13 protein-coding genes are annotated in these 14301 nt (G+C 46.7%); 2 read left to right on the forward strand and 11 right to left on the reverse strand.

Translation table 11 applies throughout. The annotated features are described in order from the left end of the window. Positions 1 to 224 precede the first annotated feature (224 nt). The 6 genes from MHI01_RS18080 to rpoE form a co-directional block, all read right to left on the reverse strand. A complete protein-coding gene (locus MHI01_RS18080) occupies positions 225 to 1478 on the reverse strand; it encodes a UDP-N-acetylglucosamine 1-carboxyvinyltransferase (RefSeq protein ID WP_036607261.1) in 1254 nt (417 codons plus the stop codon). A gap of 147 nt (positions 1479 to 1625) precedes the next feature. Continuing rightward, positions 1626 to 2480 carry a class II fructose-1,6-bisphosphate aldolase gene (gene fba, locus MHI01_RS18085; protein WP_036607263.1) on the reverse strand — a complete coding sequence of 285 codons (855 nt, stop codon included), beginning with the start codon at positions 2478 to 2480 and terminating at the stop codon, positions 1626 to 1628. 260 nt (positions 2481 to 2740) lie between these two features. Further along, a complete protein-coding gene (locus tag MHI01_RS18090; protein WP_017691292.1) occupies positions 2741 to 3127 on the reverse strand; it encodes a response regulator in 387 nt (128 codons plus the stop codon). Between the two features lie 230 nt (positions 3128 to 3357). Then, positions 3358 to 4962, reverse strand: coding sequence for a CTP synthase (locus MHI01_RS18095; RefSeq protein ID WP_100528576.1), 1605 nt, complete (start codon positions 4960 to 4962; stop codon positions 3358 to 3360). 80 nt (positions 4963 to 5042) lie between these two features. Next, positions 5043 to 5321: a hypothetical protein gene (locus tag MHI01_RS18100; protein WP_165789966.1), complete on the reverse strand. Its 279-nt coding sequence runs from the start codon at positions 5319 to 5321 to the stop codon at positions 5043 to 5045. A 93-nt stretch (positions 5322 to 5414) separates the two neighbouring features. Then, positions 5415 to 5984 (reverse strand): DNA-directed RNA polymerase subunit delta, encoded by a 570-nt coding sequence (rpoE, locus tag MHI01_RS18105; protein WP_047841137.1) that lies wholly within the window; start codon positions 5982 to 5984, stop codon positions 5415 to 5417. A gap of 461 nt (positions 5985 to 6445) precedes the next feature. Here rpoE and MHI01_RS18110 point away from each other — a divergent pair, with 461 nt between their 5' ends. After that, positions 6446 to 7600 carry a S8 family peptidase gene (locus MHI01_RS18110; protein ID WP_036667694.1) on the forward strand — a complete coding sequence of 385 codons (1155 nt, stop codon included), beginning with the start codon at positions 6446 to 6448 and terminating at the stop codon, positions 7598 to 7600. Positions 7601 to 7888: 288 nt separating this feature from the next. Here the strand turns inward: MHI01_RS18110 and argS are convergent, their stop codons facing one another. From argS to MHI01_RS18135, 5 genes are all read right to left on the reverse strand, one after another. Then, the gene (gene argS, locus MHI01_RS18115) at positions 7889 to 9568 is read right to left on the reverse strand and encodes an arginine--tRNA ligase (RefSeq protein WP_047841138.1); all 1680 of its coding nucleotides are present in this window, start codon (positions 9566 to 9568) and stop codon (positions 7889 to 7891) included. After that, positions 9565 to 9990 (reverse strand): DUF1934 domain-containing protein, encoded by a 426-nt coding sequence (locus MHI01_RS18120; protein WP_017691299.1) that lies wholly within the window; start codon positions 9988 to 9990, stop codon positions 9565 to 9567. Before MHI01_RS18120 ends, argS begins: the two co-directional genes overlap by 4 nt. 265 nt (positions 9991 to 10255) lie before the next feature. After that, the gene (locus MHI01_RS18125; protein ID WP_036667692.1) at positions 10256 to 10522 is read right to left on the reverse strand and encodes a DUF6171 family protein; all 267 of its coding nucleotides are present in this window, start codon (positions 10520 to 10522) and stop codon (positions 10256 to 10258) included. Between the two features lie 3 nt (positions 10523 to 10525). Beyond that, on the reverse strand, positions 10526 to 12007 hold the full coding sequence (locus MHI01_RS18130; protein WP_340983782.1) for an alpha-N-arabinofuranosidase: 1482 nt from the start codon (positions 12005 to 12007) through the stop codon (positions 10526 to 10528). Positions 12008 to 12225: 218 nt separating this feature from the next. Continuing rightward, positions 12226 to 13413 carry a WD40/YVTN/BNR-like repeat-containing protein gene (locus MHI01_RS18135; protein WP_340983783.1) on the reverse strand — a complete coding sequence of 396 codons (1188 nt, stop codon included), beginning with the start codon at positions 13411 to 13413 and terminating at the stop codon, positions 12226 to 12228. Between the two features lie 628 nt (positions 13414 to 14041). Between MHI01_RS18135 and MHI01_RS18140 the strand changes: the two genes are divergently transcribed. Further along, complete coding sequence (locus MHI01_RS18140) at positions 14042 to 14173, forward strand: hypothetical protein (protein ID WP_017691304.1); 132 nt, start codon at positions 14042 to 14044, stop codon at positions 14171 to 14173. The last annotated feature ends 128 nt before the right edge of the window (positions 14174 to 14301 follow it).

Raw genomic sequence — 14301 nt, forward strand, 5'->3', positions numbered from 1 at the left:
CGCAGTTCAAACAAAACCGGGGGTTGGGGATGAGAAATGATGTTCTTAAAGCCATATGAAGTTTATTTCAAAAAAAGACCCTCCGGTAAAGGAAACAGAAACATTTCGTCTTATGCCGGAGAGACTGAGAACTCTATTAAAACAGGTTTACCTAATCATCAAAAAGATATGCAGTTCAGTTAAAATAAACATGTGTAGGACTGAATCATGCATAATGCTTCCTATTAATCAGTTTCCCGCCATACATCTGCACCGAGCAGGCGCAGATTAGTCACCAGATGATCATAACCGCGGTCGATATATTCGACCCCCGTTACTTCAGTCACACCTTCACTGACGGTGAGACCTGCAATCACCAGCGCTGCTCCAGCGCGAAGATCGGATGCTTTTACTTTAGCCGCGTTTAATGCACTGCCTTCAATAATCGCTGACCGTCCTTCTACTCGAATCTTTGCACCCATCCGCACTAACTCAGGCACATGCTTGAATCGATTACTGTATACAAAGTCGCTCAGGACGCTCACACCAGTTGCCTGTGTCAAAACACTGGTCATTGGTGACTGTAGATCCGTTGGGAAACCAGGATATACAAGTGCCTTCACGTCCACATGGTTATAGCTTGGTTTACCAATGACACGTATACTTTCATCCAATTCCTCAATGCCAACACCCATTTCTAGCAGCTTTGCCGTTAAAGCTTCCAGATGTTTGGGAATCACATTGTCAATCAGAACATCTCCGCGCGTCGCCGCTGCAGCGATCATATACGTACCTGCTTGGATACGGTCCGGAATAATGGAATGACGGCAGCCTTTAAGCTCCGAGACCCCTTCAATACGGATCGTTTCGGTACCTGCACCCTTGATGCTGGCACCCATGGAATTCAGAAGTGTTGCTACATCTATAATCTCAGGCTCTTTAGCCGCGTTTTCGATAATTGTAGAGCCTTTGGCACGAGTAGCCGCCAGCATGATATTAATGGTTGCGCCGACACTGCTTACATCAAGATAGATTTTTGCTCCGCGCAGCTCTTTGGCATGCAAATGAATGGAGCCATGTTCGTTTGTTACGGTTGCGCCAAGCGCTTCAAACCCTTTGATATGTTGATCAATTGGACGAGGCTCAAAATTACAGCCCCCTGGTAAACCTATGGTCGCTTCTTTGAAACGCCCTAGCAATGCACCCATCATATAATACGAAGCACGAAGCTTCTTCACGGGACCATTCGGCATAGGAATGGATTTGATGTCAGAAGGGTCAATCTTCATCTGACTGCCTTCCCAAGTCACATGTGCTCCGAGTTCCTCCAAAATTTCTGCATAAACCGCCACGTCACTCAAAAGCGGCAGGTTGTCCAACACGACTTCTGACTCGGCAAGCAATGCTGCAGGAATAAGCGCAATGGCGCTGTTCTTGGCGCCGCTTATAGTTACAGTTCCCTGTAACGGACGTCCGCCACTAATCATCAATTTTTCCATAAAGCTTAATGTCCCCCTACGTGTTTTGCAGCCGATGAACGGCAATACGTGCTGTTGGCTTCCGATGTAGAAATAAGGTGTGAAAATGGAAAGACACCGGCTAGGCGGTGTTTTTCCATTTCACAGTATGGAACTGGTAAAGATAAATTACGCTTTGTTGTTAGAACCAAACTCGCGGATTTTACCTTTAACGGTTTCTTTAATTGCTTCACGGCCTGGTACGATGAATGTACGTGGATCGTAAGCGTCTGGTTTAGCTGCAAGCACTTCACGAACCACTCTTGCAAAAGCAATTTGGTTCTCTGTGTTTACGTTGATTTTGGACGTACCCAGGGAAATGGCTTTGTCGATGTCGTGTTTAGGAATACCTGTACCACCGTGCAATACGAGTGGAACTTGTACCGCGTCACGAACTTCTTCCATTTCTTTGAAGCCCAGGTTAGGCTCGCCATGGTAAGGACCGTGTACGGAACCAAGAGCTGGTGCCAATGTATCGATACCTGTTTCTTTAACGATACGGATACACTCGTTCAAGTCAGCGTACATGATACCGCCGATAACGTCGTCTTCTTGTCCGCCTACAGTACCTACTTCAGCTTCTACAGAAACGCCTTTAGCGTGTGCATATTCAACAACTTTTTTAGTCATTTCGATGTTCTCATCGATAGAGTGGTGGGAACCGTCGATCATTACGGATGTGAATCCAGCGTCGATCGCTTCTTTACACTTGTCGAAGCTTGAACCGTGGTCCAGGTGAATTGCAACTGGAACAGTGATTTTCATGTCGTGAATGAGTCCTTCTACCATTTTAACTACAGTGTAGAAGCCACCAATGTGACGTGCTGCGCCTTCGGATACACCCAAGATTACTGGGGATTTCTCTTCTTCAGCAGCACCAAGAATCGCTTGAGTCCACTCAAGGTTATTGATGTTGTATTGACCAACTGCATATTTTCCTTCAAGTGCTTTGTTCAACATGTCTGTCATAGATACTAATGGCATGGTTTCAATCCTCCTAGGGGTTTGGGTTGTGTCTATGGTTTTTAGCCGAAATCACATACGGGCTTATTATACCACATCCCATGTCAAATACTAAACAAGCATTTGCAAAAATGCTGTGCTTTGCAGCACAGTTTTCATAGACACCGCTTTATAACTTCCCCATTTCCAATATTCCCCGGATAAAGGAGTGAAATACCTCATTTTCCCACCAAGTACCTTGTATGTTCTCCACACGCAAAAAAATCCTGTATCAACAGGATTCAGCTGCATTTATTGGCGGTACCGTTGCGAAGTTGCATATTCACAGCCACTCGCATCTCGTCGATATCAAACGGTTTCGTAAAGTGCATGAGCGCTCCGAGATCCGTGGCTTCCTTAATCATGTCCAGTTCACCATAAGCGGTCATCATGATCACCTTGATACCCGGATCAATTTCTTTAATATGCTTCAGGATTTCCAGACCGTCCATCCCAGGAATCTTCATATCGAGCAATACCAGGTCAGGCTTGTCATTATTCACAATCTCCAGAGCAACCTTGCCGTTGGGTGCTTGAAACGTGTTATACCCCTCACTGCTGAACACTTCCATTAACAGGATTCGAATACCATTCTGGTCATCAACAATCAAAACTTTTTTATCTTCCACTCTGTAACCTCCTAGAATTAGGAAAGCATGCACACCTTCGAATCTGGATAACTATCCCATAGTCGTCATGATAAGTATTCTACCTCTTCCATTAAAATCCTGCTACCTTCACAAAATGACAAAAAGCATTTCCACCCACTTTTTACGCAAAAAAAAAGGATGTTCCGGCATCCGCTATGGTTGCCAGGAACATCCCCAATATCTATTACGTTAAAGAATAAAACCATGTATCACTTCTGCGCATTCTCCAGAGAAGCTTTTACAAAATCACGGAACAATGGTTGCGGACGGTTCGGACGGGAAGTGAATTCCGGATGGAATTGTACCGCCAGGAACCATGGGTGTCCTGGAAGTTCCACGATCTCAACCAGACGTCCATCCGGGGATGTACCCGAGATAACCAGTCCTGCTTTTTCGATCGTTTCACGGTATTCATTGTTGAACTCATACCGGTGACGGTGTCTCTCATACACCAGCTCGTCATCATAACAAGCCATCGCCAAAGAACCTTCCTGAAGCTTACAAGGATACAGACCCAGACGCATCGTGCCACCCAGATTCTCGATATCTTTTTGCTCAGGCAACAGGTCAATCACAGGGAATTCCGTAGCCGGATTAATTTCGGAACTGTTCGCACCATTCAAGCCAACGATGGAACGTGCATACTCAATAACGGAAACCTGCATACCCAGGCAAATACCGAAGAACGGAATTTGTTTCTCACGAGCATAACGGATTGCCGATACTTTACCTTCAATACCACGATCTCCGAATCCACCAGGAACAAGGATACCCCCAATACCATGTAACAAGTCGCCTACATTCTCATCCGTAATATCTTCAGAAGGAACCCAGCGAATTTTCACATCAGCATTGGATGCAAATCCTGCATGAGACAACGACTCAACAACACTCAGGTATGCATCATGCAACGCTACATATTTACCAACAATAGCGATCTCAACTGTATGCTCCAACTTGTTGATCCGGTCAACCAGCCCTTCCCACTCGCTCATATCCGGTGCAGGAGTAGTCAGTTTCAGGTGATTTACCACGATCTCATCCAGGCCTTCTTCACGCAGGTTCAAAGGTACTTGATACAACGTGTCTGCGTCACGACATTCAACCACGGCATTCTCATCAATGTCGCAGAAGAGAGCGATCTTGGCTTTCATGTCTTTAGACAATTCATACTCCGTACGGCATACAATCACATTCGGTTGAATACCGATGCTGCGTAATTCCTTAACACTATGTTGCGTTGGTTTTGTTTTCACTTCACCAGCTGCTTTGATATAAGGAATAAGTGTTACGTGGATGTACATCACATTGTCGCGACCTACATCACTCTTGATCTGACGGATAGCTTCCAGGAAAGGCAAACTCTCAATGTCGCCCACTGTTCCACCAATTTCCGTAATAACCACATCCGAACCCGCTTCACGTCCAGCGCGGAATACACGCTCTTTGATCTCGTTCGTAATGTGTGGAATAACTTGTACCGTTCCGCCCAGATATTCCCCGCGCCGCTCTTTGCTGATGACGGAAGAGTATACTTTACCAGTCGTGACGTTGCTGTTTTTGGAGAGATTGATATCAATAAAACGTTCATAGTGGCCAAGGTCCAGATCCGTTTCCGCGCCATCATCCGTTACAAAAACCTCGCCGTGCTGATAAGGACTCATTGTTCCCGGGTCGATGTTAATATATGGATCAAATTTCTGGATCGTTACCTTAAGCCCTCTGTTTTTCAGCAATCTGCCCAGAGAAGCAGCCGTAATCCCTTTGCCCAGGGAGGACACAACTCCGCCCGTCACGAAAATATACTTTGTCACTGTTATTACCCTCCTAATATAAGTACAGAAATTCAGGCGATATATGGTGTTATCGTAACCTGTTTCCCAGGTAATCATCGTTAAAAAGAGCAATGGCAGAAATTCCCTGCATCTGCGAACTGCTCTTTCTGCGAAGACGGTTTAAATACACGTTGTTCTACAGCAAAAAATGGTGCAAATATTCCGATGGCCTTCATTCCATTTGGTGTTTTTGATATACAAAAACGGGCCACGAAATGTTGGCCGGGAGCATACGGAAAAAAATCATTTTGCAAAATTATGCCTCTAAAAATACAAAAAAAAGTACTCCCGCAGGACGGGGCACCTTCTATAAAAAACATAAATATATTGTCGCTCATTCATAAGCCCATGCAATAGTTTACCCGTTACCCCGTCTGCTGTCAAGGCTGACTATTCCGGGGAAACGGGTAAATTATAGACGTCAAAAATGACTACCGATTATCAGAATCGTCGTCAAATTCATCCTCGTTTTCGGACTCTTCTTCGTCTTCTTCGAGGTCTTCATCTTCCAGATCGTCATCTTCAACCAGCACTTCTTCTTCGCTGTCTTCTTCGTCAAAGATGTCGTCTTCTTCTTCCTCTTCTTCGTCTTCTTCTTCGTCTTTATCCGTGCTGTCGAAGCCTTCATCGCTGCTATAGCTGTCTTCTTCTTCACCGAAGTCTTCATCTTCCAGATCATCGTCTTCATCGTTGATGATACGCGGACGCTTCGCACCCGTCATGGAATCTTCTGTTCCAGCTACCGGATACCAGCGCTTTAAGCCCCACAGACTTGTACCGACGCAAGCAAAACGGCCATCGATATTAATCTCGGTATATAGCTGGGCGATAAACTCGTTGATTTCTTCATCAGTCATTCCGCGCTGCTTCGCTACCTCATTCATTAAGTCACGATAGTAATACGGCGTATTAGCCGCTTTCAGCACCATAAAGGCAAGGTCCACCAAAGGGATCTCTTTTACCTTTTCTTTATCAATTTTCAAATTGAGCGAGGTACTCACTGCAGACACTTCCTCTCACACAAAATTCACTTTTTAACCCCTACGAACTGGACTGTTACGTATAACATATCCATTAACAAACCTAAGTAAAACCTATTTAGCGTTAAAAAGCAAGTTTTTATGTACGGATGTGACGCAAATGCGGAGAGCAGCAACAATATGTCCACATATTAAACGTGAAGTGACATCAAACCCACAGGAATATCCTCTTTGCCAAAGAGACAACTCCATAATAAAAAAGACGGAGTCCCCTCCGCCTTCTGACTGTATACCCTTGGAGGATTACTCCTCACCAGGTTCCCCGCAAGAGCCCTCTAGCTCTCCATCCATCATATGTCCCTGCGCCCGTTTTGACACGAAGAGAATGTGTTTTTGTAAAAAAAGGGCAAGTTCCCCATGCGGCGGGATGAGCGCATTCATAGAATACCTCAGCATGTTCATCCCGAAGGGGGCTGCCCATTATGGACTATACTGGTTTATTGCATCAATTGATTGACGGAATGCGACGCCCTGAACCAGAACAGGGAGGGCGATATTTGATCCGATTTGCCAAACCGCAGCAGTACGAGGCCTGTCTCGTAGAATTGTCCCGAATGCGGAATGAATTCACCGACCTTGGGGCTGTCCGTTCCTCGCGACTAGCTCGTTCCATTATCGCTCCAGTCCAACGCCCGGAGGACCTATACCGCTATGGGGATGAAATTACGATTGAAGAAGACGTTCCCATCTCCCTTCATGCCAACGCACTCCACAGCAAACCAAGCAATGCTCAAGGCATACCCTGGGGAGTGAAGCAGATTCGGGCGCCCAAAGTATGGTCTGTGTCTACCGGACACCGGATTAAAATCGGTGTGATTGATACAGGTGCTGATTATCACCATCCTGATCTTCGTTATTCCCTGGCACGCGGAATCAATCTGTTAAACCGCAGCCTGCTTCCTCATGATGATAACGGACACGGCACCCACATAGCAGGGACTATCGCTGCTGCCAACAGTACCGCAGGCATGATTGGTGTAGCTCCACGCTCCCTGATCTATCCGGTGAAAGCATTTGACCACAACGGATCGGCTTATGTATCCGATATTGTACTTGGCATCGACTGGTGTGTGCGCAACAAGGTCGATATCATCAATATGAGCTTCGGCATGAAAACACGCAGCAAGGCGCTTCTTGACGTTGTCAATCGTGCATACCATGCTGGAATCGTTATTGTTGCTTCGTCAGGAAATGACGGCAAACGCCGCAGTATTGATTACCCTGCACGGTATCCCCAGACCATATCTGTTGGGGCAACCGACAAAAACAGACGTATTGCGTCCTTCAGCAATCGTGGCGCATATGTGGATGTCTATGCACCCGGTGATAAAATTGTCTCCTCCTGGGTACAAGGAAAGCATCACGAGATGAGCGGCACATCCATGGCGACGTCCCATGTGAGTGGCGCTATCGCCTTGCTACTCTCCAAACATCCGGGGTTATCCCCTAGTGAAATCAAGACACTCGTCAAACGTGCTACGATCCCTTTGCGTGCTCGCAAGACTACCACAGCAAAGAGCAAGGTGCGTGGTGGTGAGATTGATGCCCTGAAGCTAATGCAGGAGGGCGGGGAGTGAGCCAGCTCTGTCAGCCGTCAGCCGAACTTGATTGAGGCTTCGTGGCGAAACGCAGTAGCCCGGACCAGGCAGTACGCACGAGGGAGTATTACGTAGCGGCTGAAACTCTAGGTTACGCCCACTGTGATGTCAGAGCAGGCTAGTGTGCCTTGGATGGGTCAGGCATTTCGTTTTCTTCAACTCCGGGTACACAATAAAAAAAGTCTCCATGTACCACGTTGCAGTTGCAACGTGGACTTGGAGACTTTTTTGTTAGGCAGAGCGGCGGATGTGCCGCTAGCCTGGAATTTACATTTTGTCAGGAGCGGTTACGCCTACCAGACGAAGCGCTGTTGCGATAACGGTACGTACAGCACCGATCAGTGCCAGACGTGCTTGAGTTTGCTGCGTGTCTTCCGTAATGACACGTTCTGCACGATAGTAGCTGTGGAACAGGGATGCCAACTCGTATACATAACGGATGATACGATGAGGCGCATATCCTGTTGCTGCTGCCGAGATTTCCTCAGGCAACTCTCCCATTTTGCGGAGAAGGTCATACTCGTGCTCTGTTGTCAGCTTGGACAGGTCAATCTGTGCCAGTGGCAACAGTTCAATACCTTGTTCTTCAGCCTGACGGTATACGCTACATACACGGGCATGCGCGTATTGTACGTAGAATACCGGATTCTCATTGGATGTCGAAATCGCAAGGTCCATGTCAAAGTCCAGATGGGAGTCCATGCTGCGCATTGTGAAGAAGTAACGGATGGCATCAATGCCGACTTCATCCATCAGATCTTCCATCGTTACAGCTTTACCTGTACGCTTGGACATCTTCACTTTTTCACCGTTCTGGAACAAGCTCACCATCTGTGCAATCAAGACCACCAGTTTCTCAGGGTCATTACCCAGTGCTTGCATCGCGGCTTTCATCCGTGGAATATATCCATGGTGATCGGCACCCCAGATGTTGATCATCGTGTCGTATCCACGAGCATATTTGTCGCGGTGATAAGCAATATCTGGCGTCAGGTAAGTATACGTGCCATCGTTCTTGATCAATACACGTTCTTTGTCGTCACCGTACTGCATCGTTTTCAACCAAGTTGCTCCATCTTGCTCATAGATCTCATTACGGTCACGCAATTCATCAAGCACTCGCAGCACTTCTCCGTTATCGTACAGGGAAGTTTCGCTGAACCAGATGTCAAAGTTAACACGGAAGCGATTCAAGTCACGTTTGATCTTGTCCAGTTCCTTCTCCAGACCAAAGTCACGGAAATAAGCCGCACGGTCACCCGGATGCATGGACAGCAATTCGTCACCCTTTTCAGCAACAAGCTGCTTGGCGAATCCTTTAATATCTTCACCGTGATAACCGTCTTCAGGCATCTCAGCATCCTGACCCAGCTCTTGAAGATAACGAGCTTCAATGGAACGAGCCAGATTAAACACCTGATTACCTGCGTCATTAATGTAGTATTCACGGGTTACATCATATCCTGCGTAGTCAAGGATGTTACATAGCGCATCACCTACAGCTGCTCCACGGGCATGGCCCAGATGCAGACTGCCTGTCGGGTTGGCACTGACAAACTCCATCTCGACTTTGCGTCCTTCTCCGATGTTAATTCTTCCGTAATCTTCACCCTGCTCCTGCACAAGCGCAAGTACTGGATAAAGGTAACTCTTGTCCAATTTGAAGTTAATGAATCCTGGGCCCGCAATCTCAGCCTTCTCGATTCCTGCTTCAGCCAGATTCAGATTGGCAATGATCTCTTCAGCAATCTGACGAGGATTGCGCTTGGCAATCTTGGTCAGCTGCATGGCAGCATTGGTCGCCAAGTCTCCGTGTGTCTTCTCACGCGGCACTTCCAATGTGATGGCTGGCAATTCGTCCTGCGTAACAATTCCGGCCGTCACAATGGCGTTGCCGATGGCCGTACTTACCCGTTCGTTAATCGTATCTAGTGGATTACGTGTCATGAAATTGGTTCCTCCTGTATATGCAAACTAATCGCGAAATGTCCAGATTCTTCATCAAAGCGGTAAAAGTCGTAGCTCCACGCTGCGCGTGCGCTCAATCCCTGAATGGAAAGTTCCAGCTTCTGTGTATGCGTGGACAGGGCAAACGACATGTATGGTGATCGGTAGAAACCAGGAAGCTTCCGATTCAACTCAAAAGTCTGCTCCGATTCCACCTCACCATGACGTATAATCTTGATGGATTGTCCGCCCAGCTTCAATGTTGTACGGGTTGTACCTCCCTCAGGTCCAACCTGCGGTTCTTCATAACGAACATAAAGAACAGACCCTTTTAACACGGCTTCACCCTGCATTTCCTGCAGCACATCTTCACCTTCATAACGGCTGTGCAGCCGGATGTGTACCGGTCGCATGTTCGACATGAATGTTAACCTCCATTATATTCGAGGCGACGCAAAATCAGGCACGGCTGGTGAGAACAGCCCTTCCCGTATTGTTGTGTCGCTATACGCGCTCATATTCCCGGATAGCTCGCTATCCTACACTCTACTGTATAACTATATCCAGTTCCCTCGCTCAATTCAAATCCAAATTCAGAGTTTTTTCCTCATCAAGCCAAAAAAGAAGAGCCGCACCGGTAAAGTGCAACTCCCTTTTGCTTCATTATAATAAGATTCGTTCCTCCGATCAGGCCCATTGGGATTCATAAGGAAAAGGACATGTCGACTCACTCAGCTTCGCTCGCACCTGTACGAGACAACCACAATGCCGACAAGTTGTGCCATATTGCAATCCCGGACAAGCAGAGCAGATGGATAGCCGACGTTCATATTCCTCATCCTGTACCGTCGGACGCGAACGTGAGGCAATCTCCACAAGTCTGGCCATTTTGGCATCGCTAATCTTCACATCGTACTGATCATTACAGCCTTTGCAAGGTTCCTGCCTTTTCATGCATTAACCCTCGACAGCGAGCACCCCAACCGATGCTGGTGGAAGGACAAAACGCAGTGTGTTATTCTCCAGTGTGATTCCATCCCACGCCACAGGCTGAACATGATTCGGCTGTTCAAAGGTATTAAATGCACCAAAATCAGTATGGTGCAGAATCTGCCCGTTTACTTTAGCCGCTTGAGCTGCGTCCAGCTGACACACAACTTCCAACTCATCCGTGTGACTCAGATTACAAGCTGTCACATGAATGACCCCATCCTTGTTGCGGGAAGCTGATAAGCTGAGCTGCGGAATGGTCTCTTCTCCGAATGTGTATCCTGGGCTTTCATAATTCAAATCCAGTCGCTGTGCATCCATATGGACCTGATACATATCAAATACATGGTACGTAGGGGTCAGGAGCATTTTGTCCCCTTCCGTGAGCACAAGCGATTGAAGCACATTGACGATCTGCGCAAGATTTGCCATGTGTACCCGTTTATTATGTTGGTTGAAAATATTCAGGTTAACACCTGCAAGCACAGCGTCCCGCATCGTATTCTGTTGATACAGGAACCCTGGATTGGTTCCCGGCTCAACGTTATACCACGTGCCCCATTCATCCACAATAATGCCGACTCTGCCCTCTGGATCATATTTGTCCATAATCTCGGAGTGCTTCACCAGTAATTCATCCATATGGAGCGTCTTTTTCAAGGTGGTGAACCATTCAGCCTCACCAAATCCTGTAGCTGCGCCTTTATCGTTCCACTCTCCTGTAGGGATGGTGTAATAATGAAGACTGATTCCATCCATAAAGCGAGCAGCCTCCCGCATCAGGACTTCCATCCATTCATAGTTGCCTTCGTTGGGCCCACAAGCGATTTTATAAATCTCGTTCCCGGAATAGTTACGTACATATGTAGCATACCGACGATATTCATCCGCATAATATTCAGGACGCATATTGCCGCCGCATCCCCAGTTCTCATTTCCCACGCCAAAATACTTCATTTTCCACGGTTCTTCCCTACCATTACTCTTACGCCAGTTCGCCATCGGGGATTCGCCGTCAAATGTGATGTACTCCACCCATTCCTGCATCTCCTGCACTGTACCGCTACCCAGGTTGCCACTGATGTATGGCTCCGTGCCGAGCAACTCACATAATCTCAAGAATTCATGTGTACCAAAGTGATTGTTCTCTTCCACACCGCCCCAGTGTGTATTGATCATACGAGCACGCTCACTCTTCGGACCTACACCATCTTTCCAGTGATATTCATCGGCAAAACAACCGCCTGGCCAGCGAAGTACTGGAATATTAAGCTTCTGCAAGGCCGTCAATACATCATTTCGAATCCCATCCGTATTCGGAATAGGTGAATCTTCTCCTACCCACAACCCCTCATAAATACAACGTCCCAAGTGTTCGGAAAAGTGACCATATATATTGCGATTTATTAATCCTTGATCCGAATCTGCCTTTAAAATAACATTAACCATGATTTCAACCTCCATATAATGTATTGTTATCGCTTACAATAACTCGTTTTAGAGTAGGTTTCAACCGTTTTTATTTCTACACAAACAAGCCTCTTCCTGTGTAATTGATTAGGAAGAGGCTTGTTTATTATAGAAATTCATACAGAGACTTACCAAATTGATTTTTATACATTTCTAATTTGGATTTGCCCGTTTATTATTTCAGAATAACAGGCTACTTAATCCTGCTCTGAAGGCAACAACATTTTTTGTGTCCACGTCGTTCCACCATCTATAGTCTGATAGATGGCAGGAGAGTTATCACTTGTGACTACGAGCCAACCCGTCTTGGCCGATGGGAACGAGATACGGGAACTGTATCCCGGATCTCTCAGGTCAATATTTTTCCACGTGGAACCTGTATCATAAGAACGTCCAATACCCACTTTGCCAGCTGCGGGTGAACCTGCAGACAGATACGCCGTCTGATTACCAATCAACGCCATGTTGCCGGGATGACCACCCGGGTTGGCTGGTCCGTTTCCTTTGCCCGTACTGTTTGTACCCGGTGCAGGACCTCCCCCTGCTGTGGATTGTGCAAATACTTGGGTCCAGTTCTTGCCTTGATTACCGCTCGCATAGAGGGAGTACGATTGTTGGGACATGCCTGCATCACCATACAAAAGGGCCCATACTTGCTGGCCATGTGCATACAGATCCCCTCCGCTCCATGTGTCTGAGACAACTCGAAGAGAGGTTGTCCAGTTCTTGCCGCCATCACTCGTTTGCTTCAGATGATATCCCGAACCAGGTACAACCACGACGGCATACCCTTGTTTCTCTGTTGCAAAGGTAGCTGCACGCGTGTTGGCAGGTGTATTCATTTTACTCCAGGTTACCCCGCCATCCTTCGTCTGATATGCACCATTATAGGTGTAACCATAACCTACATCTTTATTGCGAAAATCAATTCGTTTGAATTGAATGCCCGGCGTATCGAGCCGCGTCCAGTGCGATCCCCCATCATGGGTACGGATCAGATAGGTTGCAGGCGAATCCTTCACTCGCGCCAGCGCATATCCGTTCACATTATTCGGAAAATCAAGCTGTGTGAATTGCCATTGCCCGGTATATATGGACTGCCACGTACATCCTGCATTCGAGGTACCGATCAGGAAGCCCTCACCCCCAGCTCGTCCAGTCGTATCATTAAGAAAATCAATGTCCGTAAATTGCAGGTGTTGCTCTTCCACACCGCTGCCCTTTTTTAATGTAGCAGATAGTCCATGATCTCCCTTTCCACATGCATGTGAAGATGCAGCGTTAGCACCTGATAGCGTATGTACCGGACCCATCCCCCAAGCCAGCGTTAACGATAATGCGAGTGCACCAATCCGTTTCCATGTCATTGTACTCTTGGTTGTCATCGTAACACCTCCTTCTATGGTTTTACCCAAATTTGATGGTTCTAACGTAACAATCTGATTAACCCTGATGACAATTTCGCAAGAAAAAAACCACCTTTACCCATGATTGGATCATGTAGGCAAGGGTGGTTCATCACCAAACATTGTGTACTCTAAATTAAATGGGATACGTCACCACAGCAAGGATAACAAAACTGATACTTAATAAAAGACATAAACTAAAATATATTTTGTTGTATTTATATTCCCGAATACTATATGCAGCAAAAAGCATAGCCAGATCAGCCACCATCAACGTAAAGTTGAGAAATATCGTCACTGCTAATACAAAATTGATGACAAACACTATAAAAACTGCAGTCAGCCACTTGGGATACATACTCAATTGAGTCCGAATCACACGCATTCACATCCACCTTGCCCTTCCTCTATTTCCATATTATACACAAATATTAAGATAGAGTCATACCAAGGCACGATATCTGCGTAAGAGGAGAGTCCATACTAACACATGAAATAAATGGTAGAGGCAAGGGAACATACGTGCTATAATTAATGTTATGGACTTTTGAATATCGGTGGATGTTTTCCAGACCATGGCGCAGCTTCCCGAAAGGGGGTGACGTCGATGGTCAAACTTGTGGCGTTGCTTGATGTAATCCGATGGATTGCTGCGATCCTCAGTATTGTACTGAGTGGGCGAAAGCTTTACCGTTGGTTGCGCAAAAAGTTTCGTAGCAAGCGAAAACCCACCTCATAAGGTCGGAAGCCTGACGGTGGGTTTTGCTTGAATAGCATTATTTAGTTCATGCGCGCCGTGGCAATCCACAGCCTTTCGGGTCCTAAGAGTCTTTACCGTTGGCAGCGGTAAAGGCTCTTTTTAGTATA

Source organism: Paenibacillus sp. FSL M7-0656 (assembly GCF_038003225.1).
Taxonomy (GTDB): Bacteria; Bacillota; Bacilli; order Paenibacillales; family Paenibacillaceae; genus Paenibacillus; species Paenibacillus amylolyticus.

What these genes read in the sequence shown, in the direction of transcription:
- MHI01_RS18080 (WP_036607261.1), bottom strand. Translation starts at nt 1,478, where the DNA reads ATGGAAAAATTGATGATTAGTGGCGGACGTCCGTTACAGGGAACTGTA.
- fba (WP_036607263.1), bottom strand. Translation starts at nt 2,480, where the DNA reads ATGCCATTAGTATCTATGACAGACATGTTGAACAAAGCACTTGAAGGA.
- MHI01_RS18100 (WP_165789966.1), bottom strand. Translation starts at nt 5,321, where the DNA reads ATGAGCGACAATATATTTATGTTTTTTATAGAAGGTGCCCCGTCCTGC.
- MHI01_RS18110 (WP_036667694.1), top strand. Translation starts at nt 6,446, where the DNA reads ATGGACTATACTGGTTTATTGCATCAATTGATTGACGGAATGCGACGC.
- argS (WP_047841138.1), bottom strand. Translation starts at nt 9,568, where the DNA reads ATGACACGTAATCCACTAGATACGATTAACGAACGGGTAAGTACGGCC.
- MHI01_RS18120 (WP_017691299.1), bottom strand. Translation starts at nt 9,990, where the DNA reads ATGTCGAACATGCGACCGGTACACATCCGGCTGCACAGCCGTTATGAA.
- MHI01_RS18125 (WP_036667692.1), bottom strand. Translation starts at nt 10,522, where the DNA reads ATGAAAAGGCAGGAACCTTGCAAAGGCTGTAATGATCAGTACGATGTG.
- MHI01_RS18130 (WP_340983782.1), bottom strand. Translation starts at nt 12,007, where the DNA reads ATGGTTAATGTTATTTTAAAGGCAGATTCGGATCAAGGATTAATAAAT.
- MHI01_RS18135 (WP_340983783.1), bottom strand. Translation starts at nt 13,413, where the DNA reads ATGACAACCAAGAGTACAATGACATGGAAACGGATTGGTGCACTCGCA.
- MHI01_RS18140 (WP_017691304.1), top strand. Translation starts at nt 14,042, where the DNA reads ATGGTCAAACTTGTGGCGTTGCTTGATGTAATCCGATGGATTGCTGCG.